This is a genomic window from Alteromonas profundi (assembly GCF_010500865.1).
Lineage (GTDB): Bacteria > Pseudomonadota > Gammaproteobacteria > Enterobacterales > Alteromonadaceae > Alteromonas > Alteromonas profundi.
Genome location: NZ_JAAAWN010000001.1, coordinates 68,908 through 95,617, shown reverse-complemented (window position 1 = coordinate 95,617; position 26,710 = coordinate 68,908). Strand labels below are relative to the sequence as shown.

Here is a 26,710-nt window from a genome sequence, read left to right as displayed (position 1 = left end):
TTAGCGACTCCCCTTATGGGCTAATTTCCATCACCGTAAAAACATCTCTCAACTTTCGTTTTATCCATTAATTTAGTAATGACAAATACGTGATCGTCTGCCCGTAAGCAGGTGCTGCCTTTAGGGATAAGAGTGTTTTCACCCCGCGCGACTAAAGCCACTACGGTATCCACCGGAAGCCCTAGCTGTGCAATGGTTTTATCTACCCCCGCACAGTCTTCATTAATCGTAATTTCAATCAGTTCACGCTTATTTTTTGCTACCTTCACTATCTCGAGGGTATTCGATTCGTGAGCGGGGGTTTTTAACACTAAACCTAGTTTGCGCGCCGCTACAGGAAGGCTTCCGCCTTGGAGAAGAGCAGAAATAATGACAATGAAAAATACCACATTGAAAATGAGCTCTGCGCTAGGCAAATTATAAATTAGCGGGAATATCGCAAGGATAATAGGCACGGACCCCCGCAAGCCCACCCAGGAAATGAGCACAGAGGCGCGAAAAGTAAACCGGCTTAATAACAAGATAGGCATGGCCACTAAAGGCCGCGCGATAAAAATTAGCACCATTGCAATTAACAGCCCCTCTTTCCAGCTATGCAGTAATTCCGAAGGCGTAACAAGTAAGCCTAAAATTACGAACATTGCTATTTGGCCTAACCACGCTAATCCATCAAGAAATAAAAACGTATTGCGTTGATAGGCAAAGCGGCTATTCCCCACGATAACCCCGGTAATAAAGGTAGCAAGGAAACCGCTCCCCCCTAGGTTTGCAGCAAGGCCAAACGCCAGCACGCCAAACAACATGACAAACACAGGATATAAACCAATTGCCATAAGTTTAACTCGGCGGAATAACCACACCGCTAGCCCACCGACGAGTAAGCCTGTAAGCGCACCAACCCCCATTTGATTGATGAATAAGAGAAACAACTCGCTTGGTTTAGTACTACCATCTTGTATAAGCGTAATTAAGCCAATGGTGAGAAATATTGCCATAGGATCATTCGATGCGCTTTCTAACTCTAACGTGGATTTTATTTTTTCAGGTATCTTAATACCTGCATTGCGCATCACAGAAAAAACAGCGGCCGCATCGGTAGAACCAACAATTGCGCCTAGCAATAGGCCTAAGTATAAGGGTAAGTCGAGAATGTACATGGCTGCGAGCCCGGTAATAGAGGCGGTGCCTATTACCCCTAGGGTGGCCAACAGTGAGGCAGGTTTCCACGCGTTCTTTATCGACTTTTTAGACGTTTGAATACCGCCATCGAACAAAATGAGAATAAGGGCTAGGGTACCAATACTATGAGCGGCATCGGCATTGTCGAAAGAGATACGCCCAATACCATCTTCTCCTGCCAGCATTCCTACACCTAAGAATAGGACGAGCACAGGCACACCGAAACGGGGTGACAATTTACTTATCAGCACACCGAACAGGGCCAATACCGCACTAAGCAAGATAATATGATCAACCGCAAACAACCTTCATTCTCCTTTTCATTTTACATTGCGATAGTGTGAGGGGAGCCTTTCCATCATTTTAATAGGCCCCCCATTATTAATTTCAAGGAATATGAGCAAGAGACGCTTTAACTTCTTCAGAAGTAGGTCTCAATTGTGCTTTCCCTTGGCGCGCTCTTCGTTTACCTAGTAAATAAAGTAGCGCAGAAGTTATAAAGAGTGTTGACGATGTTCCTATAATTACTGCGAAAACCATAGGAAGCGCAAAGCTTCTTACCGCTTCGCCCCCCCATATCGCCATGGGGAATAACGCAAGCAACGTAGTTAAAGACGTAAATATAGTCCTGCTTAAGGTTGTATTTATCGCCTCATCAATAACGACGTTTAACTTTCTTGTGCTGTCTTGGCGTATCAGTTCTCTTACTCTATCTAACACTACTACTTTATCATTAATTGAGTAACCAATGAGCGCTAAAAGTGCCGCCACTGCCGTTAAGTTGAACTCGATACCAGTTAAAGCAAAAAAACCAATGGTTTTAGTGAGATCTAAGGCTACAGTAAGTAAAGCGGCGCTGGCGAAATGGGCTTCATAGCGTACCCATAAGTAAATTAGCATGCCCGTGCCGGCAATCAATAGTGCAAGAATGGATAGTTCGGCAAATCCGTTACTTACTTTTGGCCCCACCATGTCGACCTTATGAAACACGACATCTTTATCTGCTTGAGAAATTATCTGTTTGATGTTTTCCACTTGCTGAGTGCGCGCCTCGCCCTGCACTTCTGCGGGGGCCCGCAATAAGTAATAGCCAGGTTCATCATATTCTTGCAGAGTAATTTTGTGCATACCTTGTGCGGATAAAGCACCACGCAAGGCATCTGTTGAGAGCCCTGGCGCTTCGAGCTCAATCATAGTGCCACCGGTAAAATCCACCCCATCGTTAAGCCCCGGTTTATAAAATAGGCCTATCGACGCACTTGTAAATAAGACCGATACCATTAATGCTAACTTCCACCGTTTTAGCACATGAAGTGTAGGACGTTTGTCTGCCAGCATGAGTAAAGGCGCGGTGAAACGCAGCGGCTCTCTTGACGCTTTACGTGTTACCCACTGCATAATCATTTTGGTAAGTGCTACTGAGGTAAATAAAGAAGTAATTAACCCAATTGCTATAGTAACCGCGAACCCTTTTACAGGGCCGCTACCAAACATAAACAATAGGCTAACCGCTATTAGCGTGGTCATGTTGGAATCGACGATGGTACTTATTGCACTGTTAAACCCCGCGCTTAAAGCGCTACCGGCGGGGCGCCCTCCCTTAGTTTCTTCTCGAATGCGTTCGTTAATAAGAATGTTCGCATCAACAGCCATTCCCATGGTGAGAATTAAGCCTGCGATGCCGGGCAAAGTAAGTGTAGCGCCCAGTAAGGTTAATACACCAAAAACCAGCGCCATATTTACGGACAAAGCTACGCTAGCTATGGCTCCCCAACGCCCATAGATACCCACCATAAAGGCCAGTACCGCCAGCCCTCCGGCCACGCCACTAATTACTCCACTTTGAATTGCATCGCTACCAAGATCTGGCCCAACACTGCGCTCTTCTACTATCGTTAAGGGTACTGGTAGCGCTCCGGTGCGTAGCATTAGTGCGACGTCCTGTGCTTCGCTCATGGTAAAACTACCTACAATTTCGCCTCGCCCGCCGGGGATAGCGCCATTAATTACGGGCGCTGTCACCACGGTATCGTCTAACACCACGGCAAGTACCCTGCCGACATTTTTTTGCGTCATCGAGGCAAATTGGCGGGCGCCTTCATTGTCCAACCTAAAGGTTACTACCGGTTGACCCGTCTCGGGACTAAAAGCGGCAGTAGCATCGGTAATATGTTCACCTTCCATTGCCACCCGCGCATCAAGTTGGTATGGCCTATCATGGGTGTCTATACGGGTGATACGCTCTTGCGTTTGACTGTTCGCCTGCCAATGAAAGCGCATTTGTGCGGTAGTACCTAAAAGAGCTTTAACCTGCGAAGGGTCTGACACGCCGGGCATTTGCACTAAAATGGCGGTGCTGCCCTGGCGGGAAACATTGGGTTCAGTGAGGCCCGTTTCATCCAGTCGGTTTCTAACCACTTCCACAGCCCGGTTAATAGCGTCTTTTTCAAGTGCTTTTTTATAGTTTTCATCTAATGTTAAGGTGATATTGGCCCCTGAAGTATCTACAGCCAAAGCGCGTGTACCATCGCCTTGGGCAGAGACTTCATTAGCCAAAGATTTTACCTTCGCAGCATGTTCAAGGTTGCGCAAACTAATGCTAACTGCTTGCGCGCGAGCACTAGTGTGTTTGGTGTAGCGCACGCCTTTTTCTCGTAAAGCTTGCAATAAGTTATCGCTATAACTTTCTAATTGCCTGGCAAACAGGCTGTTAGTATCTGCTTCAAGCAGCAAATGCGAGCCGCCCTGCAAGTCGAGACCTAGAGATAACGTAGTTTGTGTATACCAGTGAGGTAGGTACGTTTTAACTGATAATGGCAACATATTGGGGGCAGCGCATAGTAGGCCTAAAATAACCACCAATACATAAATAACGCCACGAATAGAGAATCGTGTCATAAGGAGTGTTCCTGTAAAAAGAATAAAACAAAATGCCTCAAAAAATAATAATTTTAGGCAGATATGGAATTACAATTGAGAAATCACAGGAATTCGGGCGGCCCCCGTTTTGAAATACCTTTCCAACTGGCTATTGGGTACGCCGGCTGTGTATAGAAAAAAGCGCTAAAATACCCCAATACGCGAGATAAACTTAAGCGAAGACGGTTTGGGGGTAAAAAACCGTGCTGATCACTTTGGCCGTATTGTTTCTCAGCGATATTGGAAAAACGTGCGGCTAGTGCCCCCCCTATATCGTAAAACGCCACTGCTGGTGACAAAGGGGTTGCTGACGGTGTGGCTTTAGCGCTTTCAGCAAAAAAAGCAACGTTGAATAACACAAACGACAATAACCACGCCATAAAAAAGGGCGCAGCAGAATTTGGCGCCTTTGATAACGGCGAAATCTGAAAGTATTGTTGTGTCATTTAAACTTAGTAAAGGTGGCTAGAAAGTAAATATTAGCCTGGCACGTTTTTTCTATTATGGGGGCAAGCCGATAAATTCAAAGATGCGGCGTTGATAATTTCTGTAGGACTTAGTGCACTTATTAATTTTATTACCCTTTCATTGGTTTGTGAGTACACTTTAAGGGAAAATCACGTGGTTATCCCTAACAATAAGAAGTAATGTAACGGTTATGAAGCTTTCTGTAGTTGGCAAACATTTATTACTCGTGTTTTCTTGGCTTGCGCTTTGGCGGCTTGCCGTGTTAATGGAGTATGCCCCCCACGCCAGCATCTGGTTTCCCCCTGCTGGCCTTACGTTTGCCGCTTTTTTACTTGGAGGTTGGCGGGTCATTGGCACAATTTCTCTCGCCTGTATTTTATCTACAATTTGGGAACACCATATCTATAACGATGAAAGAACGCTTCAACACCTTCTTTTCTCTGGTACCCAATTCGCACTTATCCATTCCTTTATTTACGGAATAAGTGCACATTTATTACGTGGTGTAATCAATCGTATAGATAGCTATAACCTCTATCATGTGGTTATGCGGTTTATGACAGTTGCAGCAATTTCAAGTTTATGTATGGCGATAGGTGGCGTACTTACGTTATACGATGGACTCACCCTTGATACGCTTAGTCAAAGCGTACTGGGATGGTGGATAGGTGACTTATCGGGCATTCTCGTTCTTAGCCCTCTTTTTGTGGCGTTTATGAATCGCCTTTATCCTAAACGCGGGTTACTTACTGCCTTACAATATAGCTCGCCACTACACGATAAACGGTGGGGCTATGGCATCAAATTAGCGTTTAGTACGCTATTACTAACCACCGTGGTTACTTTGGCCCATCTATTTAACTCACCGGAAATTGCCTGCTTTGTGTTTTTTCTCGCCCTTCCTCAGATGTGGATTGTCTACACTGAAACTCCATTTCGGTCGATATTGAGCCTTGCGCTTTACAGTGTAACTACGGCGGCTTTAGTCACCCTCTATGGCATAGATACCCTTGCTTTTATTTATCAAGTGGCTTTAAGCGTAGTCGCGTGCTGCGTGTATTTCGTTATGGGTGTTCCTGCGTTACTATCAGCAAACCGAGAATTACACCAAAAAAATCAAACCGATCACCTCACGGGTACGGTTACTCGAGACTACTTTTTCACGTTAGCAGAGCATCAGATGAAGCAAGCGAAGCGATACCGGCAAGCTATTTCGCTTATTTTAATTGATGTGGATAAGTTTAAAGCGGTAAATGACTCATTTGGTCATTCTACTGGTGACGAGGTTCTACGAAATATTGCCCTTGAAGTTAAAGAATCCCTCCGGGAAAGCGATATTCTTGGCAGATTTGGCGGTGACGAGTTTATGGTAATGTTACCACAAACCAACGAAGACGACGCAGTAGCGGTAGCAGAACAGATGCGCCAACGTGTAGAAAGGTTAACCTTCCCCCACCCTGCTTTGACTATAACCTGCAGTTTTGGTGTTAGCGAACTTGATCCGAAAAAACCATTTCAACACGCATTTGAATTAGCAGATAGTAGTTTGCTTGCGGCCAAGCGCGCCGGACGAAATCAAACACTGCGATGCCGGGATGTCGCTTCAAAGTCTCTTTATAATTGAGTAGATTAATACACTATTTGACGACTTTGACCGATATGAGGTTAATTTTGTTCGACAACATATCAGAGTGTTCGGCACGGCTAAAGATACGACCTAAGATCTCAAACCCACTGGTTATTTTACCAAACGCCGCAAACCCCTGTGTATCTTTGTGTCTTTTTCCTAAATAGTCAAGACACGCGTACTCACCCATCGTGATAAAGAAACTTCGATACACCTCATTAAGACCAAAACGCGGCATTGAAAGCGTGTATTTAGTATGTCGCATTCCCGTCATATGCGTAGATTCATGACTCAAAAAGTCGAAGGATTCGCTGTCCGTCGGGATAGCATGCCCACCTTGAATGACTTCAATTTTTTCCTCTAGGCTAACAGGTTGGTTATTAAGCGATACAATTCTATAAATATTTGTATTGTCTAATTCTCGAGTATTAATGAGGTTAATAAAATAAGAGACCGTCTTTGGCGCGAGTGCTGGATATAAATTAGCTGTCCACTCGCCCAGGGTGCTTTCAAAGCGTATTTTAATGACATCAGTTTTCATACAACACCGCCCTTGCTTGTAACGCCCTTACACCACCAAACAATAGCGATGAAGCTAACAACGCATCCAAAGAGGGGATAGACGTTAAATTAACGACATCGTTTTGACTTAAATAACCGATAAACGTGCCGACAAACCATGATATAAACCCAATACTTCTAACTGCTGGCTCAGATCCTAAGTCTTCAATATTGCAGCCATGACGGCGTGCTATCAAAACCTCCGTACAATAAATAGCACCGATTGGCGGAATAGTGAGCCCTAATATAACCAAAAAACCTATTAGGTAGCTCTGCGCCTGAACTAACGCTAACGACGTACCTACAACCCCAATGGTGAAAATAATTCTTTTTAGGGAAATTTTCGGAAGTAAAGTGGAAATAGATAGTGCTGAAGAGTAAAGGCATAGTACGTTACTCGACCAAGAACCAAACAATAATAAAAGACTTGCTGGTATAACAAGACCAATCGTAGACATAACTGCCAGTAAATCAGCGTTCCCAGCTACCATACTTGGAATTGCTGACAGCACCATAATAATTGGATATCCCACTCCCAAAGAGATAAGTACTGACCATACAGCCTGCTTTTTGTTTATAGCAAAACGGCTGTAATCAGGCTGTATTACCACACCAGCAATATAGCTGCCTACAACTGCTGAGACTGCCGTTTTAAAGGTAAATGCACTTTCATTAATAACCAGCTGATTTGTGGTACTAAATGGGTCACTTTTAAAGGCTGCATAGAATAAAAATGCGATCATAAAAGGAACTAATGCTAAAGCCAGTTTATCGATACCAGAGAAGCCATTTAATGTAACCGCAATCATCAAAGCACTAGCAATAATGGTCAGTAGATAAACAGGGATGAGCAGCCCTAGAATATCATGCAAAACATGTTGCAATGCCTGTCCAAGAAAATTACTAATTACGGCATACCACCCAATAAGCGATATAGCAATAACTACATTGGCTATCTTGGCTCCTTGTCGGCCAAAGGCAAACTCCGTTAACATGTAGGTAGATAGGCGGCTTCTTGCCGCAACATAACTTGTCACAGCCCCGAGACAGCCGAGTATTCCCCCTCCAAACAAAAATGCAATCGTTGCATCTCGATAGCCAAGCGAGCCCCCGATCTGAGAGGAAACAAGAAAAACCGAAAAACCTACGATGCCACCAATAATGATAAACGCAAGATTCCAGCCCGACTTCGTTTGAGACTCGGGGACTGAAGATAAAGCAAAGTCATTGGACTTTGCTTTTACACCATCTACTTTACTCATTTAGTTGATACCATAGACTTCTTGCGCTCTTTCATAGGTAACGTATCCATTTTTAATATCATCTAGCACCTTTTCTTTTGGACGGTTAGCCGGGTTGCCAAAACCGCCGCCATTTGCAGTGACAACCTGAACTACATCGCCTTCATTTAAAGGAAGGGCAGTACACACACTATAGCGCTGTGTTTCGCCTGATGTTCTCACTACATTTACGTAGTTGGTAGAGCCCCTATTACCGCCTTTTAGCCCCCATGGGCCATTCTCTGAGCGGACATATGCCATCGTTAGCCACCAATTGTCAGTTAATACTCTGTAGTCTAATTTAATCCCTTTACCCCCATTGGTTTCACCTTCGCCACCTTCTTCATCGTTTAGGGCTAAACGATCTATTTGTAATCCATTACGTTGCTCGGATATTTCTACCGGTACGTTAAAGGTTTCACCGTGAAAGCCGGTATACAGTGCGTTTATACCGTCAAACTTAGAGCTCGCGCCCCAACCGCCTATTTGCGGCTCTACGATACTATGTGAATGCCCAGTTTTAGGATGAGGCCCGCCTAAAAATGTACCGCAAATAGAGCCATAGTGACCGGCTGTTAATGCATCTGGCATAGCAAGTGCTAATGCTTTCCAAACGAGGTCAAAGCTCATCATGCTATTTTCGTAATATACGCTAGTAGCGGCAGGGTATTTAGCTGCAAACATAGAGTCATCATCGACAAGTAAACGGATTGGTCTGAAAGAACCTGCATTAGCAAACGTCTGGGGGCTAGCTATCGCCTTAAATAACATTTGTGCGTCGACCATGGTAGAGTCGTAGGTAGCGTTTAACCCATTAGGCTGTGTGGGCGGGTTACCGCGAAGATCAACCAGAAACTCTTCATCTGTAATGGTTATTTTGGCTTTAATTGATAGTCCATTATCGGTTACCTCTGAAGCTTCAAATGTGCCTTTAGGTAGTGCTTTAAGCGCAGCCCGAGCCACCCGTTCTCCAAGTTCAATATAGTCTTCAATGGCATAAGCCACTGCTTGCAAGCTGTACTTTTCAACTAATGACTTGAATCGTTTTTCGCCTGCTCGCATTGAGGCAATGCCTGCCCAAAAGTCACCTTTTGACACCTCGGGCTGTCTGCTGTTTGCCATAAAAATATCGATGACTGCCTGATTAGGCGTAAATTGCTCGATAACCTTAATACAAGGTAACTGCAATCCTTCTTGATAAATATCAAGGGCGTCAGCACTTATACTCCCAGGGAAAGAACCGCCCACATCCACCCAATGGGCTTTATTTGCTAACCAACCAATCAGCGTACCCTCATGATAAACAGGCAATATAAGTACAACATCGTTTAAGTGGCTCACACCGCCATGATGAGGGATATTCGTCATGAAAACATCCCCTTCGCGAATTGCGTCAGGCTTATCAAATTTCTCTAGCACAGACTTTACGCCAGGCTCTAGCATGCCTATAAACCCAGGAATTCCCGAGCCAGAGCTTGCTAGCTGCCCCTGGGCGTCAAACATCGCCACACCGAAGTCTAATACTTCGTAGATAATTGAGCTCATTGCCGTTTTACGCATGGTAGCGAACATTTCTTCGGTAATAGCACGCATTGAATTTTGTATGATTTCAACGGTAATCGGGTCTATTTTAACGCTGCTTTTAACCATTTCACTCATCGCGCTATGCTCCTATCTCAATATGTAAGTTGCCGTAATCATCTACGTTGACCTGCTGGCCTGGAAGAATAACCGTTGTACTTCCCGACTCTTCAACAATTGCGGGACCACTAAACTGCGCATTTGCAAACAATTTATCTCGATCATAAATAACTGTGTCTACAAAGCCTGATTCATCGAAATCTACAGGACGTGTTTCTTTAATAGCCGACTGAATATCACCTGTAGCCGAAATTTTTGCTAGGGTAGGACGCTCAATGCGCGCATAGGCTGTAAGCTTGTAACTAACCAATTCAATATCATTCTCTAAGAAATAGGTATATTTCTTTTCATATTCTTTATTGAAATCTTGAATAAGTTTGGCGATATCGGCCCCCGTTATCTCACTTGTTCCAACATCGATTTGCACCGTATGCTCTTGCCCAACATAGCGCATCTCCAATAGCGGTTCGAAGTATACATCTTGCTCTTCAAACCCTTCCTTGACATATGTACTTAGTGCATCTTTACGCATGCTTTCCAAAGTTTTTGATATTTCAGATGCTTTGGACGCTACAAACGCGACAGGTTGGGTACGGATATAGTCCCGTCGCAAATCGGACATCAGCATGCCCCAAGCGGAGAAAACTGAGGCATGGGCAGGAATAATCACACGGGGGATACTTAATTCTTTGGCTAATACGGTAGCATGCATTGCGCCGCCGCCGCCAAAGGCAAGAAGGGTGAAGTCCCTAGGATCATAGCCTCTATTAATTGAAATTAACTTAAGTGCGTTACTCATGTTGTGGTTTGCTAAGCGGATAACCCCGCGCGCGGTATCTATAGCACTTAAATCTAATGACGTACCCAAGGTGTCAAACGCATGCTCCACCGCATCCATATCAGCAACAATTTCACCGCCAATAAAATAGTTCGGGTTAATGCGTCCTAACATCAAATTAGCATCGGTTGTGGTGGGCGATGTCCCGCCCTGGCCGTAAGCTACTGGTCCGGGAAATGCACCTGCGCTTTGTGGGCCAACGTGCATTTTATTGAATTCATCGATCCAACCGATAGAACCTCCACCATTACCAATTTCAACGATATCAACCACGGGGGTCATAAGAGGGTAACCCGCTGAACGTTCATCTTTTTCAATCATATATTGGCTAGTTAAGCTCACCCGACCATTGTCTATAAGTGAACATTTTGCTGTAGTGCCACCAATATCAAAGGCAATAATGTTATTTACACCAATTAATTTACCAAGCGCTGCCGCACCTAAAACACCACTTGCGGGCCCTGATTCGACAATTGAGATAGGCGTTTTCTTCACTGACTCAACAGTATCAATCCCCCCGTTGGATTGCATAACATAAAACTTACCGTCGAAGCCTCTTTCATCTAGTGCCTCTTCCATTTTTGCTAAATATTGCGCGGCAATAGGTTGCACATAAGCGCATAGGGCAGCGGTATTAGTGCGCTCATACTCTCGCCACTCACGAGATATTTGATGGGAAGTCACCACGGTTACCTCTGGCCAATGCGTAGCGATGTAGTCAGCAATAGCCTGTTCATGCTCTGGGTTAGCATAGGAGTGAAGTAGACACACCGCTATAGCTTGCACGCCTTCCTTTTGCATGTTTGTAAGCAGTGGTTCAAGTTCAGAAATCGCTAAAGGAGAGATAACATCGCCATTATATGATAATCGCTCAGTGATTTCATAACGTAGATGACGTGGGATAAAAGCGTCTGGCTTTCTATATTGCAAATTAAAAAAATCAGGTCTATTGCCACGTGCAATTTCTAAAACATCACGAAATCCCTTGGTCGTAATAAGGGCGGTTTTCACCCCTTTTCGCTCAGTTAGTGCATTGATAACAACCGTGGAACCGTGGGCAAAAAAGGTCAATTCCTCAAGAGGAATATTCGCTTTTTCTAAAGAATTGAGAACACCCTGCTGGAATTCGGAAGGGGTAGTATGGGCTTTAACCGCTTTTATGTCTGATGCCATCCCAGTTTTTGGGTCCATCTCGTAATAAACTAAATCAGTAAAAGTGCCGCCAATATCGCTGGCTGCTCGAATAGTCTGCATAATATTTCCTAACAAAGAAAGGGGGTACCCCAAATTCAGAATACCCATCTATTAAATTGTGGTGTTAACAAAGCGGGCTAAAAGAAGTTATAGCGCACATCGATACGCCATACTCGTGGCGCTGCAGCATAGGCAAAGCCCCCCGTAACGTACTCAGCGTTATACTCTTCATCAAAAAGATTATTTACCGAGCCAACCACGCTCCATACGCCATCTGCTGATTCAATACCTATTCGCAAATTGGTTAAATCAACAGGTTCTCGTTTGGTAATATTTGCTGGGTCCCAATATTGACCGCCAAGGCGCTGGTAATCGACGCGGCTAAAGAAATCCAATTGGTCTGAAATACCTGTTCTATACTGCAAACCAGTATTAAACGTAGTATCAGGAACATACGGGGCTTTATTTCCTTCGTAAGACGGCTCTAGGTCGTATGCTTCCACCGTACTGTCACTGATAGCAAAACCTGCATAAATCTTAAGGTCGTCACTAATATCGTATGACGCTTCTATTTCTCCACCCTCGATGGAAATTTCGTCAATGCCAACTAAAACTTGGGCGCCTAGGTCTCCAACAAAGACGAAAAAGGGCGCATTTTCAATATCGGTGCTATACACAGCGCCGCTGGTATGCAAACGTCCGTCAAGAAGCGTTGTTTTAAAACCTACCTCATAAGTTTCTGTATTTTCTTGGTCTAAAACGTCCGAAACATTCAAGCCAAGTGCTGTGGCCTGAGCCCCTACACCATTTTGGTTGAACTGTCCGCTACGAAACCCTTTTCCCCACGAGGTGTAGAGTGCAGTATTACTGTCAAACAAATAACGCAAACTTACTTTAGGCTGAAAACTTGAAAACTCTGCTTCGTTAACCGCGCCCGGTGAGCCTATAGCCCCTGTGTACTCGCCATCAATGCTGTACGCCCCTTGTCGCTCATCAACATACTGTTTGCGCTTGTCTTTATCGTAACGGCCTGCAATAGATAGCTCTAAGTCGTCGATGATGTCGTAAGCAAAATTAAAATATCCGGCATACGCAGTGTTATCATTGTCATCTGCTGAAAATGAACTTGTGGGGTTAATTGCGCCTCCTAAAAGAGGAGCACGTGTCACATCTTCAATACCCATACCCAAATCGTATCCGGTGCTTGAAGATATATATCGGTCAGTCGCTAGATAATAGACACCAAACATCCAACGCAATAGCTCATCATCGTTTGACATAAAACGAAGGTCTTGGCTAATTGCTTCAACATCAATGAATTGGTTTTGTGTACCATCAACAAATGAAATTCCTGGGTTTACACTGGTATTTGCAGAATAGGGAAACTGATCGGCACCTGTACTTTGTTCAAGAGTGTCATAAGCAGTAACAGACTTTACTGTCACCCAATCCAAATCATAGTTAACTCGTACAGACAATTGACTGGTTTGTCGCTCATCGAATCCTCTATTATTTGCCGCTGTATCACGACGCACACTATTAGAGTCGAAGGCACTTGCATCTTGATACCCTGAAACTTCTCCCGTGTCAGGATCGATAGTTACCCCCTGATAGGTATAGGTGTTTGCATCAGAAGAAGTATCTGAATAGCTTCCTCGAATATCAATACTCAAGGCGTCTGTTGGTGTAAAGCTTAGATGTCCACGCAGCGTTGTGTCTTGCTTAAAGTTTATCTTTTCGCCCGTGGTGATATTGTCGTATATACCATCGGTATCGTAGTAACGAGCAGATAATCGAAAGGCAACGTCATCAGATATAGGCCCAGTTACTGACCCTTCAATGTGGTACTCATTTCCTCTTCCGATCCCACCTTGCACATAGCCCTCTAAGATATCACTAGGCTTTTGCGTATTGATGAGGATAGCGCCTTGAGTGGCGTTTCGCCCATACAACGCCCCTTGAGGACCACGCAATACTTCGATACTTTGCAAGTCAAATAGCCCTTGGTCGAAACTACGGCTATTAACCTGTATAACATCATCAACCACAACAGCTACCGGCGGTTCACCATTTCTTACTTGCGAAACGCCACGAATAGTAATGAAGTTGGTACCAGAGTCTTGCGCATTTGCTATAGTGACGCCAGGAGTCAATCCAATGAAGTCTTCCACCCCTTTTATTCTCGCGTTTTCAATTTCCATTTCAGAAAAATAGCGCTCTGATAGCGGTACTTCGACAATAGTTTCAACTCGTCCACGTGCTGTGACGGTAATATTCTCTATTGATTTTTCTTGTTGCGATTTAACCGCTTCTTCTTGCGCATATAAGGGGCTGCTTATAGGTAAGGAAACAACCCCCACTGAAAGCGCTAATATACTCTTGCGTGTCAATAATACTCTTCGGCTGGGCATGAGTTTTCCTTTTTACTTGTTTGACAGATATTTAGTTTTTATAATCTAGGCCAGCAACTTATAACTAATTGCCGCTGCGTTTTTTTGCATAAACGCCAACTTGTTTAAAAGTTATCCCATAATTTCAAAGCTAGCAGCAACTACCCTAAAGGGCAGTATTAATAAATGAGTGGTTTGAGAGTATTACTGAGAGTAACGAATGGCAGCAAAGTGATAGCATGCACAGTACATGTAAAACTGAAGGAAAATGTCACGAATGCTAAGTAATAACGAGCTTACCGAGCCTTGGTTTATTAGAACAAAGCTCATTCCGCCACGAGCGAATGCCCGCCTAATTGAACGAGTAGAGGCGGCATCTTTACTGAATAATGCAAATGAAATCGGCTCAGGGTTTATTGTTGCACCGGCCGGGTTTGGTAAATCTTCGCTTTTGTCTCAGTGGCGTGAGTCTTTATTGCAGCGTGATATAAAAGTTGCCTGGTTATCATTAGATGCAAATGACACAGACTTACGACACTTTGCAAGCTATTTAATTATTGCGCTCACCGAGGCAGGATTGCCATTAGGATCACTCGAATTTGCCGCTTATAAATGCTTAGTTGAATTTTCTGTTGAACAAGTCTCTACACTTTTAATAGCAAAGCTATCGTGCATAAATGAAAAAGTAGTACTGATATTAGACGACTTCTATCGCGCTGAATCCGTAGAGGTTAACGGGTTAATAAATCAACTTTTAGATCACCTCCCCTATAACTTTCGCATAATCATAAGTAGCCGTTCTCAACCCCAAGTAAACGTAGCATCACGGGTCTTGAGCAATCGTGCCTTTGAAATTAATCAACAAATGCTTAGTTTTTCTTTAGACGAATTAAAGCGCTTTATCGGGCCCGATGCCAGTGATCAATACGCTAAAACCTTACTCGAGCAAACAGAAGGCTGGGCGGTGGCCGTTCAACTGGCCACAGTAGCGAATAAGGGAAGTACAAACCTCGATACGCTTTTCAAAGGTAAGCAGCAATATATTACTGATTACTTCACCGAGCAGATACTCGACCGCTCTACCCCACAAGAGCGTAAGTTTTTAACGTATACCTCTATTTTAGAGCAATTTAATATTGAGCTTGCAAGCGAAGTTACGGGTATTGATAATGTTCAAGGTTTAATCAACACCTCGCCCCATATTCGCTCGCTTCTTATATCACTTGATTCTCAACAAGTTTGGTATCGCTATCACCACTTGTTCTGTGAGATTTTATACACCAAGCTAAAGCATCAACAACCAGAACTTATTAACTCACTTCACTTGAAAGCATCGCGGTGGTTTGAATCAAATCAGCAAATATCGAGTGCGGTAGCACATGCCAGACTATCAGGCGATATGGATAGGGCCGCTCAGTTATTTTTGAACGCTGGTGGGTGGGAACTTGTTTTATATGGGGGAGTAGGCTTGATGCGCAGTTTATTGCGCAACTTTCAGTCACCCGATTTCGCACGTCACCCACGCGTTCGTTTGGCAAATGTCTACTCCTTGTTAAAAGACGGGTATATTGATGAAGCAGAAGCTCAATTTAATAAAATTAAACTAACTACACAGCATGCAACAAACAAGCTACTTGGCCGAGATCTATACCTAGTTGGACGCTTATTGAATTCCTATCGTGATGAGCTAATTAACATTACTGCATTACAAGAAATGAAAAACAAACTAGCAAGATGGAATAAAGCCGATTTACTTGGAGTTGCAATAATCGAATCTGTTATTGTGCTAAGCTCTATGGCACTAGGTATGTTTAATGATGCGAAAATGGCGGCAGTTAAAGGACTTAGTGCCATGCGCCAAGCAGAATCAGTACTTGGCGCAAACTATCTTGTACTTCACCTAGGGCAGATAGCTTTACATCAGGCAAAATTCGAATCAGCGAAACAACATCTTAGCGAATCGATTGGAATGGCAAATAAAAACTTTGGCATAGATAGTCGGTTAAAGACAAACAGTGAGATTAATTTACTTGCTCTAGAATTCTGGCAGAGTCCCAGCTCGATTTCATTCGAAAAGATGCAAGAGCTAATACATACTGCGTGCACAACCGATGGATGGTCAGAGATATACGCGGCAGGATTTTCCTCTCAATTCGAGTACTTTCGGCTTTTTAACATGAGAGAGGCGTCTGCTAACTTATTGGCGTTGAGTATTGAAACCGCAAGAAAAAGGCAGTTACCCCGGCTTAAAGCGCTTAGTAATATCTATCGCTTAACTTATGCAATGACACAAGGCAAACCAAACGAGATTTTGCTTGCGATGAAGGAGTTGGGGAGTTCTACATCCCCCACCGCCGCCCTTCATGAAAACTGGTTTTTGTTATGTGAAAAATGTTTTGCGCTTGGATTAGCACACTTAAAAGGCTATAGCAGTGAACACGCAAAAACAGACATTGATGAGGCTATTGTCCGCACACAGAGAATAGGCGCAACATTATACTTGATACGGCTACTGGTATTGCGGGCTACTATGTACGCTTCACGCGGTGAAAAATCGTTGTGCTTTGACGATTTAATAAGTGCTGCAGGCTTCGCTACGCGCTCTGAAGTGAAAACGCCATTTTTTCTTTCTCGACTCACAATAGATAGTATTAAAGCGTGCATTGAATACTTTAGAAATAGCAATATACACAGACTAGAACTTGCTTTTTTAAGCCAATGCGCTAAACAGTATCACCGGTTATTTCTTGGAGAAGAAGACAACTCGCTTGAACAAGCACTGAGCAAGCGAGAGACTGAAGTATTAAACCAATTAGCCCATGGCCTCGCTAACAAAGAGATTGCTCGAGCACTTTATATGACTAACCACACAGTTAAGTTCCATCTTAAGAACATCTTTAAGAAATTAGATGTAGATAAGCGGGTTAACGCGATAAATAAAGCCAGAGCCATTGGTTTAATTGAGTAACTACCGAAGCCATTGAAACTCAACCAATGGCTTAGTAAATTTGCCTATATGGTTGCGCTAAGTAAGCTTTTAATTGTTCTTTTTAACTGCTGACGAATAAATAACTTCTTCGATTTGCATACGCTATAAACGCCCTGATGACGGCCCCGCTCGTCTAAATAAGTCGCCTGAGAAAGCTCTAACTGGATAGCGTGTATGCCGTCGCTAGGGCGACCAAAATGACGGGTAATATATCCGCCCTTAAAGCGACCGTTAAGGACTTGACTATAGTGCGCCTCTACGTTGTTTTGCACCCTCGTTGCTAAAGAAAGAGCACAAGATTGTCCTCTGTTGGTTCCCCAATTGAAGTCAGCAAGCGTCCCGTCAAATAACATTGGAACCTGTTCGGCGATACTATGGGCATCAAACAAAATAGCGAAGCCAAATTGGCGTTTTAAACGTGCCAACTCGTGAGCAATTTTCGTATGATACGCATGCCAAATTTCTTTTTTATAAAGATTTTTCAAGTCTTCACTAGGCTCTTTTCCCTGTTGAAAGACAGCAGATTCATTAAACAATATTGTTGGAAAAAGACCGGTTGTTTTACTTTCGTACAAAGGCTTATCATCAACAGGTCTATTTAAATCAATAACATAACGCGAATAGTTCGCTTTTATGCATCCAACGTTTAATTCAGATAAAAAATCATACAGTTCTGGCAAATACCAATCTGTATCAGGCAGCGTCGTCGCCTCGCTCGTCAACCCACTTTTTACCTGCGGTGTTAAACCCAGCCCAGAATGAGGCATACTTACCAATAAAGGTGTTTGCCCTTGAGTAAAATCAAACGCAGACTGAGGTAACAATGACTGTTTATTCATATATTTCCCATTGCTTTAGTCAACTATCTTCTGGTGCATCGTTTCGTTTCCATGATAAACCCGCCGTTTAGCCAAATTACCTCCTAGCCAGTAACACAGTTCACCTGGGCTTTGTATATCCCAACAGACAAAGTCAGCGACTTTACCGACTTCTAATGAACCATGGGTGTCTTTTATACCTAATGCTTGAGCGGCAAAAAGAGTTGCTCCAGCTAATGATTCCTCTGGCGTTAAGCCAAATAATGTACACGACATATTCATCATCAAACGTAACGATAACGCAGGTGAAGTACCAGGGTTTACATCGGTAGCAATGGCCATGGGCACATCATATTGACGCATTAAAGCGATAGGCGGACGCTGGGTTTCTCTTAAGGTGTAAAAAGCACCTGGCAGTAAGACGGCCACCGTACCTGATTGGGCCATTGCTCGAATATCCTCTTCCTCAGCATATTCAATATGATCTGCCGATAGCGCATTAAACTTCGCCGCCATGCGTGCGCCTCCTAACGACGATAACTGCTCAGCATGAATTTTTACAGGTAACCCAAGCGCTTTTGCTTTAGTAAAGTAGCGCTGTACCTGCTCTTTACTAAAAGCTATCCCTTCACAAAAAGCATCCACTGCATCTGCGAAGCCGGAAGCAGCTATTTCAGGTAATACGGTTTCACACACATAATCCAGATAGGTTTCATTATTTTCATGTTCTGGTGGTAAGGCATGAGCGGCTAAACAGGTACGCTTCACTGTAATAGGTAACTGGTTTCCTAACGCCGTCGCTACCCTTAACATTTTCATTTCGCTATCTAACGACAAACCATAGCCTGACTTTATTTCTATCGTTGTTACGCCGTCGGCCATTAAGCTTTGGAGTCTTGCCTTCGCACTGTTAAGCAAGGCGTCATCATTCGCCTCTCGCGTGGCTCGCACCGAGGCACCAATTCCCCCGCCATTCTTAGCGATCTCCTGATAGCTAATGCCATTGAGCCGTTGTTCAAATTCTGCTGCGCGATTGCCGCCAAAAACTACGTGACTATGGCAATCTATTAAACCTGGGGTAACCCAACCGCCTTGAATATCATGCACTTCATTAGCGTGATAGTTTGGTAACTTGCCTGCTTCGCCAAGCCACGCTATACGGCCATCTTTAACCCCAATAGCAGCATTGATAATACTATTGTAAATACCGTCTTTCATGGTTGCGACATTAACGTTATGCCACAGGCTATCTAATAGAATAGGCGTAGCTTGAGTCATACTCCCTCCTTAAAAAACACAGGCATTAATGAAAACTAGGCAATAAGTTTTCAGGCATACAGTCGTTATGCACGGCTTCCAAAAGGAGCGCATTGGCTTTTTCTAAATCAGCCGCCATGTAACGATCTTTGTCATAAAATGGAACGCGTGAGCGTAATGTGGCACGTGCCTGCTCCAATGGTTCACTCGAGGTTAGTGGACTACGAAAATCAAGCCCTTGCGCGGCCGCAAGAAGTTCTACCGCCAGTATTCCACGAGTATTCTCCGCCATGTCTTTTAGTCGACGGGCAGCAAAGGTAGCCATAGAAACATGATCTTCCTGATTGGCAGAGGTAGGTAAGCTGTCTATGGAAGCGGGGTGGGCATAGGTTTTATTTTCACTGGCCAAAGCAGCTGCCGTAACTTGTGCAATCATGAAACCAGAGTTAACCCCGCCATTGTCTACTAAAAAAGGCGGTAACTTGCTTAGGTTACTATCGATTAATAGTGCCATTCGCCTTTCTGATAAACTGCCTATTTCAGCAATTGCCAGTGCGAGGTTATCTGCTGCCATAGCCACGGGTTCTGCGTGAAAATTACCGCCTGAGATAATGTCACCTTCGCTAGCAAACACAAGTGGATTGTCAGATACGGAATTTGCTTCTACAAGCAATACATTAGCGGCATTGCGGATTTGTTCTAAGCATGCTCCCATGACCTGCGGCTGGCACCGCAATGAATACGGGTCTTGTACTTTTTCACAATCTTGATGTGAATTGCCAATTTCACTTTTTTCACCTAATAAGTGACGATAAGCAGCCGCCACATCAATTTGAGTCTGATGACCTCTGGCTTGGTGAATTCTAGCATCGAAAGGACTGCGGCTTCCTAATGCAGCCTCTACCGATAATGCACCACAGACTACTGCTGATGCATACAAATCCTCGGCTTGAAATAAACCTTCTAGCGCGAAAGCTGTAGAGGCTTGGGTTCCATTTAGCAGTGCCAGGCCTTCTTTGGGCGCCAGTGAAATAGGGTCTAATCCAGCTATTGATAAAGCCGCACCTCCGGAAATCTGCTCTCCTTTATAGCGTGCCTTACCTTCTCCTAATAGTACCGTACTCATGTGCGCTAATGGTGCTAGGTCACCTGATGCACCCACGGACCCTTTCTTCGGTATACAGGGATATACCTCTTTGTTGATCAGTGTAATCAGCGCTTCAATAACCTTTAAGCGTATTCCAGAAAACCCTCTGGCTAAGCTATTTACTTTAAGCGTCATAATTAGCTTTACGGTACTATCATCCATTAACTCACCGATGCCCGCGGCATGAGAAAGCACAATGCTACGCTGTAATTCCTCTAAGTCCTCAGGTGCAATACGCGTGTTGGCAAGTAAGCCGAATCCTGTATTAATCCCATATACGGTGCGGTTTTCTGCAATAACGTCGTTCACCACCTGGGTACTTGCATGAATACCTTCAAGTGCAGCAGGATCCAAACTTAGTTTCACTTTTCTACGGCTAATTTCACGTAAATTGCTAAGGCTTAATTGACCAGGTTTTATCATTAATTCAAACATGTTTTTTCTCAATTATTCTGGTAAATGGGCGTCTATTTTGCACTCATAGGTAAGTTTAGCCTCTGTTCTTTTGCGCATGCTATCGCGATGTCGTAACCGGCATCAGCATGGCGCATCACGCCTGTGGCTGGATCATTGTGTAGTACACGTGCTATTCGTTCTGCCGCCTCATCACTGCCATCGCACACGATAACCATTCCTGAGTGCTGAGAAAAACCCATTCCAACCCCACCACCATGGTGTAACGACACCCATGTAGCGCCTGACGCCGTGTTTAAAAGGGCATTTAATAGAGGCCAATCGGACACAGCATCCGACCCATCTTGCATCCCTTCCGTTTCACGATTGGGACTTGCCACTGACCCAGAGTCTAAGTGGTCGCGACCAATTACGATTGGTGTCTTTAACTCACCGTTTCGCACCATTTCATTAAACGCTAATCCTAACTTCGCCCGCTGACCAAGTCCTACCCAACAGATGCGTGCTGGTAAGCCTTGAAACTGAATACGTTCACGGGCCATATCAAGCCAGCGGTGCAAATGCTTATCGTCTGCAATCAATTCTTTTACTTTTGCATCTGTTTTATAGATATCTTCAGGGTCGCCCGACAATGCAACCCAACGAAATGGACCAATACCTCGGCAAAACAAGGGTCGAATATACGCTGGAACAAAGCCTGGAAAATCAAACGCATTGTCTACTCCTTGCTCCAATGCCATTTGACGGATGTTATTGCCATAGTCGAAGGTTGGCACTCCCATTTTTTGGAATTCCAACATGGCTTGCACATGTATTGCCATAGATTCCTTTGCGGCCAAAATAGTTTCTTTTGGTTGAGATTGCGCTTGCTTACGATACTCTTCCCAACTCATCCCTGTGGGCAAATATCCATTTAGTGGATCGTGCGCAGATGTTTGATCTGTCACCATATCAGGCCGAATATTTCGTTTAATTATTTCAGGTAAAATATCAGCTGCATTGGCGCACAGACCCACCGAGATAGCTTGACCTGCTTGGGTATATTTTTGGATCCGTGCAAGAGCATCATCTAAATTACTTGCTTGCTCATCTAAGTAGCCGGTTTTCAAACGAAAGTCGATACGACTTTGCTGACATTCTATATTTAACGAACAGGCACCTGCCAATGTGGCGGCAAGCGGCTGTGCCCCCCCCATTCCTCCTAAACCAGCAGTTAACACCCAACGCCCAGTTAAGGTACCGTTGTAATGCTGTCGGGACGCTTCTACAAACGTTTCATAGGTCCCTTGAACAATACCTTGACTACCAATATATATCCAAGAACCGGCCGTCATTTGGCCATACATCGCTAACCCTTTAGCGTCCAACTCATTGAAATGTTCCCAATTTGCCCAATGAGGAACTAAATTTGAATTGGCAATAAGGACGCGGGGGGCATTAGTGTGTGTCTTAAATACACCGACAGGCTTACCAGACTGTACAAGTAAAGTTTCGTCATCTTCTAAACACTTCAAACTGGCAATAATCTGATCGTAACTTTCCCAATTTCGAGCCGCGCGACCAATTCCTCCGTAAACCACAAGCTCTTCAGGGTTCTCTGCCACCTCAGGATCTAGATTGTTCATTAACATACGCATAGGTGCTTCGGTGAACCACGACTTGGTGCTTAGTGCAGAGCCTGTGGGGGCTTTGACGACGCCTTCTCGGCGACGGGAGAATGTTGTTGTATTTATCATGGTAATACCGCCTCATCTGAATTAAATGTATATACAATTTAACTTAAGGTAATTTGTTGCGCTGATATTTGCAACTATTTTTTAGAAAAACAATATTAATGTTTAACTATCAATAAGTTAAAAATAATTTCAAACGAAAATTTAATTATAAATGTTTACACAAGTGCTAACAAAGCATGTAAAAACGAAATTAAAGTCAGATAAATTAAACTTGTATATACAATATCACCCTACTATACTGCTATATAACTATTGTATTTTAAGGAACCGCTGTGAACGCTTTATCCCCTCATCCTGAAAATAGCCATCTACGCTATTATGCTGAACATGCTTTGCTCGCTACGGGGTGGGAAAGTAACGTCGCGATCGACGTAAAAAATGGGGCCATTTTTAAAATAGAGGTTAATACAACACCAAAATCGGATACGGTTTGTTTACACGGCCCCGTATTGCCAACATTAGCTAACGTGCATTCTCACGCATTTCAACGTGTCATGGCTGGGGCGGCAGAAGTAAGTTTAGATCCAAACGATAGTTTCTGGAGCTGGCGAGAATTGATGTATAAGGTGGTACAAAAACTCACCCCTGACGATGTGCGTATTGTTGCTACACAACTTTATATCGACATGTTAAAAGCTGGGTACACCCAAGTAGGTGAGTTTCACTATCTACATCATACTCCAAATGGTACCCCCTATCAGAACAAGTCTGAAATAGCAGAGCAATTGCTTCAAGCTGCCAATGATGCAGGTATAGGGCTTACACTGCTCCCCGTGTTGTACTCCTATTCTGGTTTCGGCGAAAAGCCACCTCATGAGGGGCAAGCTCGCTTCATAAATAATACTGAAAGTTACTTAACCCTTTACCAGCAATGCGAAACATTCCTCAAACCTCACTCACTTCACACATCTGGCGTTTGTTTTCACTCCTTACGCGCGGTAAATAAAAACCAAATAGAAGATGTGTTGGATGTAGTTGGTAAAAATAAGCCAATACATATTCATATTGCAGAACAACAAAAAGAAGTAGAAGAATGCGTCGCATGGACTGGACAAAGGCCCGTCCAATGGCTTTGTGATGAAATAGGTATAGATCAACGTTGGTGTTTAGTTCACGCAACCCACCTAGATGAAAAGGAAATGAGTGCGCTGGCGAGTAGTAAAGCAACGGTGGGGTTGTGCCCTACCACAGAAGCTAACTTAGGGGACGGGATCTTTCCAGCGACAGACTATACGTTGTTAGATGGAAAATGGGGAATAGGGTCAGACAGTCACGTAAGCCTTTCTATTGTCGAAGAGTTGCGTACGTTAGAGTACGCCCAACGGCTCCGCGATCAGCAGCGTAATCGTTTATATCGAGCCCAACAACAACATATAGGTGATAACCTCTTTCAACAAGCGCGGCTCGGCGGTAACCAAGCCTGCGATGTGAAATTTGGTTTAGCCGTGGGGAGTCGCGCAGATTTTATGGTTCTAGATAACCAAAATCCTTTTGTGGCGGCAAGTGACCCTAAAGATCTTTTAAATCGATGGATATTTGCGTGCAACGAAAATATTATCCGAGATGTGTATGTAGCAGGACAACCTCAAATAAAGCAGTATCGGCATCATTATGAAGATGCAAGCCGAAAAAAATTCATCAATGTTATTAGAAAGGTGTTGTACAGTAAATGAGCTTCCATCAGAAGCCGTATTACTCAAAACAATGATAAAGCACGTATAGAGGTAAAGATATACGGAGCTAACGACCAAAATGGCCAAATAGTTGGAACCTTGAACCAGGATGCAATAACCGCGTGGCGGTGATAATATCGTCCCCCGCCCACGTACGCCTTCTTATCTGCAAACAAGGTTCATTTTGTGGTATCTGTAAGCGCTCACAGTCTAACTTACTCGGTAATATAGCTTCAACTAAATGTTCGCCTTCTGTCATTGGCGCAACACGCATTAGATACCCATAAGAGGTATTCTCGACAAAATTTTGCTTGTCATAGTCAGGCGCTCGCTTAGCATTGACCACACGCTCCTCTATTTGAATAGGTAATTCATTTTCATAGTGTAAAATTACCGAGCGAAAAATTCGATGATTGGTTCGCACGCCAAGTGTCATCGCTTCTTCTACAGATGCTTTCGCCGACTCTAGCACTAGAAGCTTTGAAAAATGCTTGTGACCACGCTCAGCTATTTCTTCTGCGATATCATGCACTTCAAATAATGCCGAATGTGATTTTTTCTGCGCAACGAATGTGCCAGAACCTTGCTGTCTAACCAAAAAACCTTCGGCTGTTAGCTCACGCAACGCGCGATTTACTGTCATTCGACTTACATCGAGGGCTTTAACAAATTCCGCTTCTGAAGGCACACGCTGCTCCGATTTCCATTCCCCCGCCGTAATTTTTTGCCTAATGGCTTGTTTCAATTTGGCATAAATCGGTTGCGAGTCGTCTGTTGGGAATTCGCTATATAAACTCTCTAACGTAGAGATCGTATTCGCAGGCACTGACAGTTTCCATTTGCTCTAAAGAGACATAATTATAACGTGAGTCGTTAATAACAAACAATCAACCCATTTAGTATAGTTGGAAACTTTTTAACCTAGGGGGAATTCAGGCTATTTTTGAGCAACATCGAGGTTATAACGGTTATAAAGACAGGCACAACACCCCAGCATAAAAGCTGTACTTCAGGCCACTTTCTTTAGCGCGCACGGCTCTTCATACTTCTAGGTGAGTAAATCAAAGTCAGAAAACCTGATGCCTAAAGCCCGAAAGTCGCAAATTAGCTTATTAGATACGCCGTATTATCACTGCGTGTCACGCTGCGTTCGCAACGGTTATAAAGACAGGCACAACACCCCAGCATAAAAGCTGTACTTCAGGCCACTTTCTTTAGCGCGCACGGCTCTTCATACTTCTAGGTGAATAAATCAAAGTCAGAAAACCTGATGCCTAAAGCCCGAAAGTCGCAAATTAGCTTATTAGATACGCCGTATTATCACTGTGTGTCACGCTGCGTTCGCCGTGCATATTTGTGTGGCGAGGAAAACGGTAGAAGCTTTGAACATCGTCGTCAATGGGTGGAAGACCGTATTCATATTTTAAGTGAGGTGTTTGCTATTGATGTATGTGCTTATGCGGTAATGAGCAATCATACACATTTGGTGCTGCATATAGCGAAAGATAAAGCGCAAGCACTGAGTACAGAAGAGGTGATTCAACGTTGGCACAGGCTGTATAAAGGTACCTTACTCACACAGCGCTACATGTCTCTAGAACTGCGTAAAGAGTTACACGAAACTCAGATTGAAACGGTGACGTTAACAGCTGAAATCTGGCGCAAACGGTTATTTGATATCAGCTGGTTTATGCGTGCATTAAACGAATATATTGCCAGGGCCGCAAACAAAGAGGATGACTGCACCGGGCACTTCTGGGAAGGGCGATTTAAATCACAGGCCTTACTCGATGAATCGGCCCTTGCCGCCTGTATGGCCTATGTCGACTTAAACCCAGTTCGGGCAAACATAGCAAAAACGCCCGAAACCTCAGACCATACAAGCATTAAATACCGTATTAACGCCGCTAGAGTAGGTAAAACCCCCAAACGGCTTATGCCGTTTTCAGGCAACCCAAGGCAAGCAATGCCACAGGGCTTACCCTTTACGCTTCCCGATTATCTTCAGCTTGTTGATATCACCAGCCGGCGAATAAGCCCAAACAAGCGTGGGAAAGTCGACCCTAGCCTGCCTACTATTTTAGAGCGCCTTAATATTGAACACGAACAATGGCTAACCTTAACCACGCAATTTGAAACCTGCTTTAAACAAGCGGCGGGCAAAGTGATACACCTTGAGCAGTATGCCCATAATCACCATCAAAAACGAGTTCAGGGGCGACGAAATGCCATGCGATTGCTGGGCTAGCCACACTTGAAAAACTTAACTAGCTAAATTTATAAACGTTTCACTTTGATGAAGGAATAAGTACTATTTAGCGGAAAATAGACTTAAACAATCATCTACATTGTCGGCCCACCTTTTAAATAAATTTACCTATACAAATAATCATAAAATAGCCCTCCTGTTTAGATCTTTCGTCTCTAAACATGTCTGTCTCTTTTAGTTTTCTTTTAGTTTTTTTGAAAAGATAGTCTAAATATGACTGTCTTTATTTAGTTTGTCTAAATATGACTGTCTTTATTTAGTTTTTTAAGTAAGTAAGCGGTACGTGAGCCTTTATGGCGATAGAACAGTT

The 26,710-nt window shown here is 43.8% G+C and carries 17 protein-coding genes and 1 pseudogene; 5 read left to right on the top strand and 13 right to left on the bottom strand.

Translation table 11 applies throughout. The features are described 5' to 3' along the window. Positions 1–20: 20 nt before the first annotated feature. From GTH32_RS00410 to GTH32_RS00400, 3 genes are all read right to left on the bottom strand, one after another. Positions 21–1,484 (bottom strand): potassium/proton antiporter, encoded by a 1,464-nt coding sequence (locus GTH32_RS00410; protein WP_163083257.1) that lies wholly within the window; start codon positions 1,482–1,484, stop codon positions 21–23. An 82-nt stretch (positions 1,485–1,566) separates the two neighbouring features. After that, positions 1,567–4,077: a protein translocase subunit SecD gene (gene secD, locus GTH32_RS00405; protein WP_163083256.1), complete on the bottom strand. Its 2,511-nt coding sequence runs from the start codon at positions 4,075–4,077 to the stop codon at positions 1,567–1,569. An 83-nt stretch (positions 4,078–4,160) separates the two neighbouring features. Continuing rightward, positions 4,161–4,544, bottom strand: a complete 384-nt coding sequence (locus GTH32_RS00400; RefSeq protein WP_163083255.1) for a hypothetical protein — start codon at positions 4,542–4,544, stop codon at positions 4,161–4,163. Positions 4,545–4,756: 212 nt separating this feature from the next. Here GTH32_RS00400 and GTH32_RS00395 point away from each other — a divergent pair, with 212 nt between their 5' ends. Continuing rightward, positions 4,757–6,190, top strand: coding sequence for a sensor domain-containing diguanylate cyclase (locus GTH32_RS00395; protein ID WP_163083254.1), 1,434 nt, complete (start codon positions 4,757–4,759; stop codon positions 6,188–6,190). Positions 6,191–6,203: 13 nt separating this feature from the next. Here the strand turns inward: GTH32_RS00395 and GTH32_RS00390 are convergent, their stop codons facing one another. The 5 genes from GTH32_RS00390 to GTH32_RS00370 form a co-directional block, all read right to left on the bottom strand. Continuing rightward, on the bottom strand, positions 6,204–6,734 hold the full coding sequence (locus GTH32_RS00390; protein ID WP_163083253.1) for a peptidylprolyl isomerase: 531 nt from the start codon (positions 6,732–6,734) through the stop codon (positions 6,204–6,206). Continuing rightward, positions 6,724–8,016, bottom strand: a complete 1,293-nt coding sequence (locus tag GTH32_RS00385; protein WP_163083252.1) for a purine-cytosine permease family protein — start codon at positions 8,014–8,016, stop codon at positions 6,724–6,726. Before GTH32_RS00385 ends, GTH32_RS00390 begins: the two co-directional genes overlap by 11 nt. Next, entirely contained in the window at positions 8,017–9,693 is a 1,677-nt protein-coding gene (locus GTH32_RS00380) for a hydantoinase B/oxoprolinase family protein (RefSeq protein WP_246223086.1), read from the bottom strand. Positions 9,694–9,697: 4 nt separating this feature from the next. Next, the gene (locus tag GTH32_RS00375) at positions 9,698–11,767 is read right to left on the bottom strand and encodes a hydantoinase/oxoprolinase family protein (RefSeq protein WP_163083251.1); all 2,070 of its coding nucleotides are present in this window, start codon (positions 11,765–11,767) and stop codon (positions 9,698–9,700) included. Positions 11,768–11,844: 77 nt separating this feature from the next. Continuing rightward, a complete protein-coding gene (locus GTH32_RS00370; protein WP_246223085.1) occupies positions 11,845–14,097 on the bottom strand; it encodes a TonB-dependent receptor in 2,253 nt (750 codons plus the stop codon). 277 nt (positions 14,098–14,374) lie between these two features. Here GTH32_RS00370 and GTH32_RS00365 point away from each other — a divergent pair, with 277 nt between their 5' ends. Continuing rightward, positions 14,375–17,065 carry a helix-turn-helix transcriptional regulator gene (locus GTH32_RS00365; protein WP_163083249.1) on the top strand — a complete coding sequence of 897 codons (2,691 nt, stop codon included), beginning with the start codon at positions 14,375–14,377 and terminating at the stop codon, positions 17,063–17,065. 44 nt (positions 17,066–17,109) lie between these two features. Here the strand turns inward: GTH32_RS00365 and hutG are convergent, their stop codons facing one another. The 4 genes from hutG to hutU are packed head-to-tail and all read right to left on the bottom strand — an operon-like array spanning position 17,110 to position 22,458. Further along, positions 17,110–17,925: an N-formylglutamate deformylase gene (hutG, locus tag GTH32_RS00360; RefSeq protein WP_163083248.1), complete on the bottom strand. Its 816-nt coding sequence runs from the start codon at positions 17,923–17,925 to the stop codon at positions 17,110–17,112. 15 nt (positions 17,926–17,940) lie between these two features. Further along, positions 17,941–19,164 (bottom strand): imidazolonepropionase, encoded by a 1,224-nt coding sequence (hutI, locus tag GTH32_RS00355; protein WP_343033372.1) that lies wholly within the window; start codon positions 19,162–19,164, stop codon positions 17,941–17,943. A 43-nt stretch (positions 19,165–19,207) separates the two neighbouring features. Beyond that, positions 19,208–20,743, bottom strand: a complete 1,536-nt coding sequence (hutH, locus tag GTH32_RS00350) for a histidine ammonia-lyase (RefSeq protein WP_163083246.1) — start codon at positions 20,741–20,743, stop codon at positions 19,208–19,210. Between the two features lie 32 nt (positions 20,744–20,775). After that, a complete protein-coding gene (gene hutU, locus GTH32_RS00345) occupies positions 20,776–22,458 on the bottom strand; it encodes a urocanate hydratase (protein WP_163083245.1) in 1,683 nt (560 codons plus the stop codon). A gap of 272 nt (positions 22,459–22,730) precedes the next feature. Between hutU and GTH32_RS00340 the strand changes: the two genes are divergently transcribed. Further along, positions 22,731–24,131 carry a formimidoylglutamate deiminase gene (locus GTH32_RS00340; protein WP_163083244.1) on the top strand — a complete coding sequence of 467 codons (1,401 nt, stop codon included), beginning with the start codon at positions 22,731–22,733 and terminating at the stop codon, positions 24,129–24,131. A gap of 67 nt (positions 24,132–24,198) precedes the next feature. Here the strand turns inward: GTH32_RS00340 and hutC are convergent, their stop codons facing one another. Further along, entirely contained in the window at positions 24,199–24,957 is a 759-nt protein-coding gene (gene hutC, locus GTH32_RS00335) for a histidine utilization transcriptional repressor HutC (protein WP_203565302.1), read from the bottom strand. A gap of 253 nt (positions 24,958–25,210) precedes the next feature. Here hutC and GTH32_RS19770 point away from each other — a divergent pair. Continuing rightward, positions 25,211–25,312: pseudogene (locus tag GTH32_RS19770) on the top strand (transposase); the annotation flags it as partial. Between the two features lie 89 nt (positions 25,313–25,401). After that, positions 25,402–26,379 (top strand): transposase, encoded by a 978-nt coding sequence (locus GTH32_RS00330; RefSeq protein ID WP_163083243.1) that lies wholly within the window; start codon positions 25,402–25,404, stop codon positions 26,377–26,379. Positions 26,380–26,710: the final 331 nt, after the last annotated feature.

Coding starts and splice junctions, on each gene's coding strand:
- secD (WP_163083256.1), bottom strand. CDS start 4,077: ATGACACGATTCTCTATTCGTGGCGTTATTTATGTATTGGTGGTTATT.
- GTH32_RS00400 (WP_163083255.1), bottom strand. CDS start 4,544: ATGACACAACAATACTTTCAGATTTCGCCGTTATCAAAGGCGCCAAAT.
- GTH32_RS00395 (WP_163083254.1), top strand. CDS start 4,757: ATGAAGCTTTCTGTAGTTGGCAAACATTTATTACTCGTGTTTTCTTGG.
- GTH32_RS00390 (WP_163083253.1), bottom strand. CDS start 6,734: ATGAAAACTGATGTCATTAAAATACGCTTTGAAAGCACCCTGGGCGAG.
- GTH32_RS00385 (WP_163083252.1), bottom strand. CDS start 8,016: ATGAGTAAAGTAGATGGTGTAAAAGCAAAGTCCAATGACTTTGCTTTA.
- GTH32_RS00380 (WP_246223086.1), bottom strand. CDS start 9,693: ATGAGTGAAATGGTTAAAAGCAGCGTTAAAATAGACCCGATTACCGTT.
- GTH32_RS00375 (WP_163083251.1), bottom strand. CDS start 11,767: ATGCAGACTATTCGAGCAGCCAGCGATATTGGCGGCACTTTTACTGAT.
- GTH32_RS00365 (WP_163083249.1), top strand. CDS start 14,375: ATGCTAAGTAATAACGAGCTTACCGAGCCTTGGTTTATTAGAACAAAG.
- hutG (WP_163083248.1), bottom strand. CDS start 17,925: ATGAATAAACAGTCATTGTTACCTCAGTCTGCGTTTGATTTTACTCAA.
- hutH (WP_163083246.1), bottom strand. CDS start 20,743: ATGTTTGAATTAATGATAAAACCTGGTCAATTAAGCCTTAGCAATTTA.
- hutU (WP_163083245.1), bottom strand. CDS start 22,458: ATGATAAATACAACAACATTCTCCCGTCGCCGAGAAGGCGTCGTCAAA.
- GTH32_RS00330 (WP_163083243.1), top strand. CDS start 25,402: ATGCCTAAAGCCCGAAAGTCGCAAATTAGCTTATTAGATACGCCGTAT.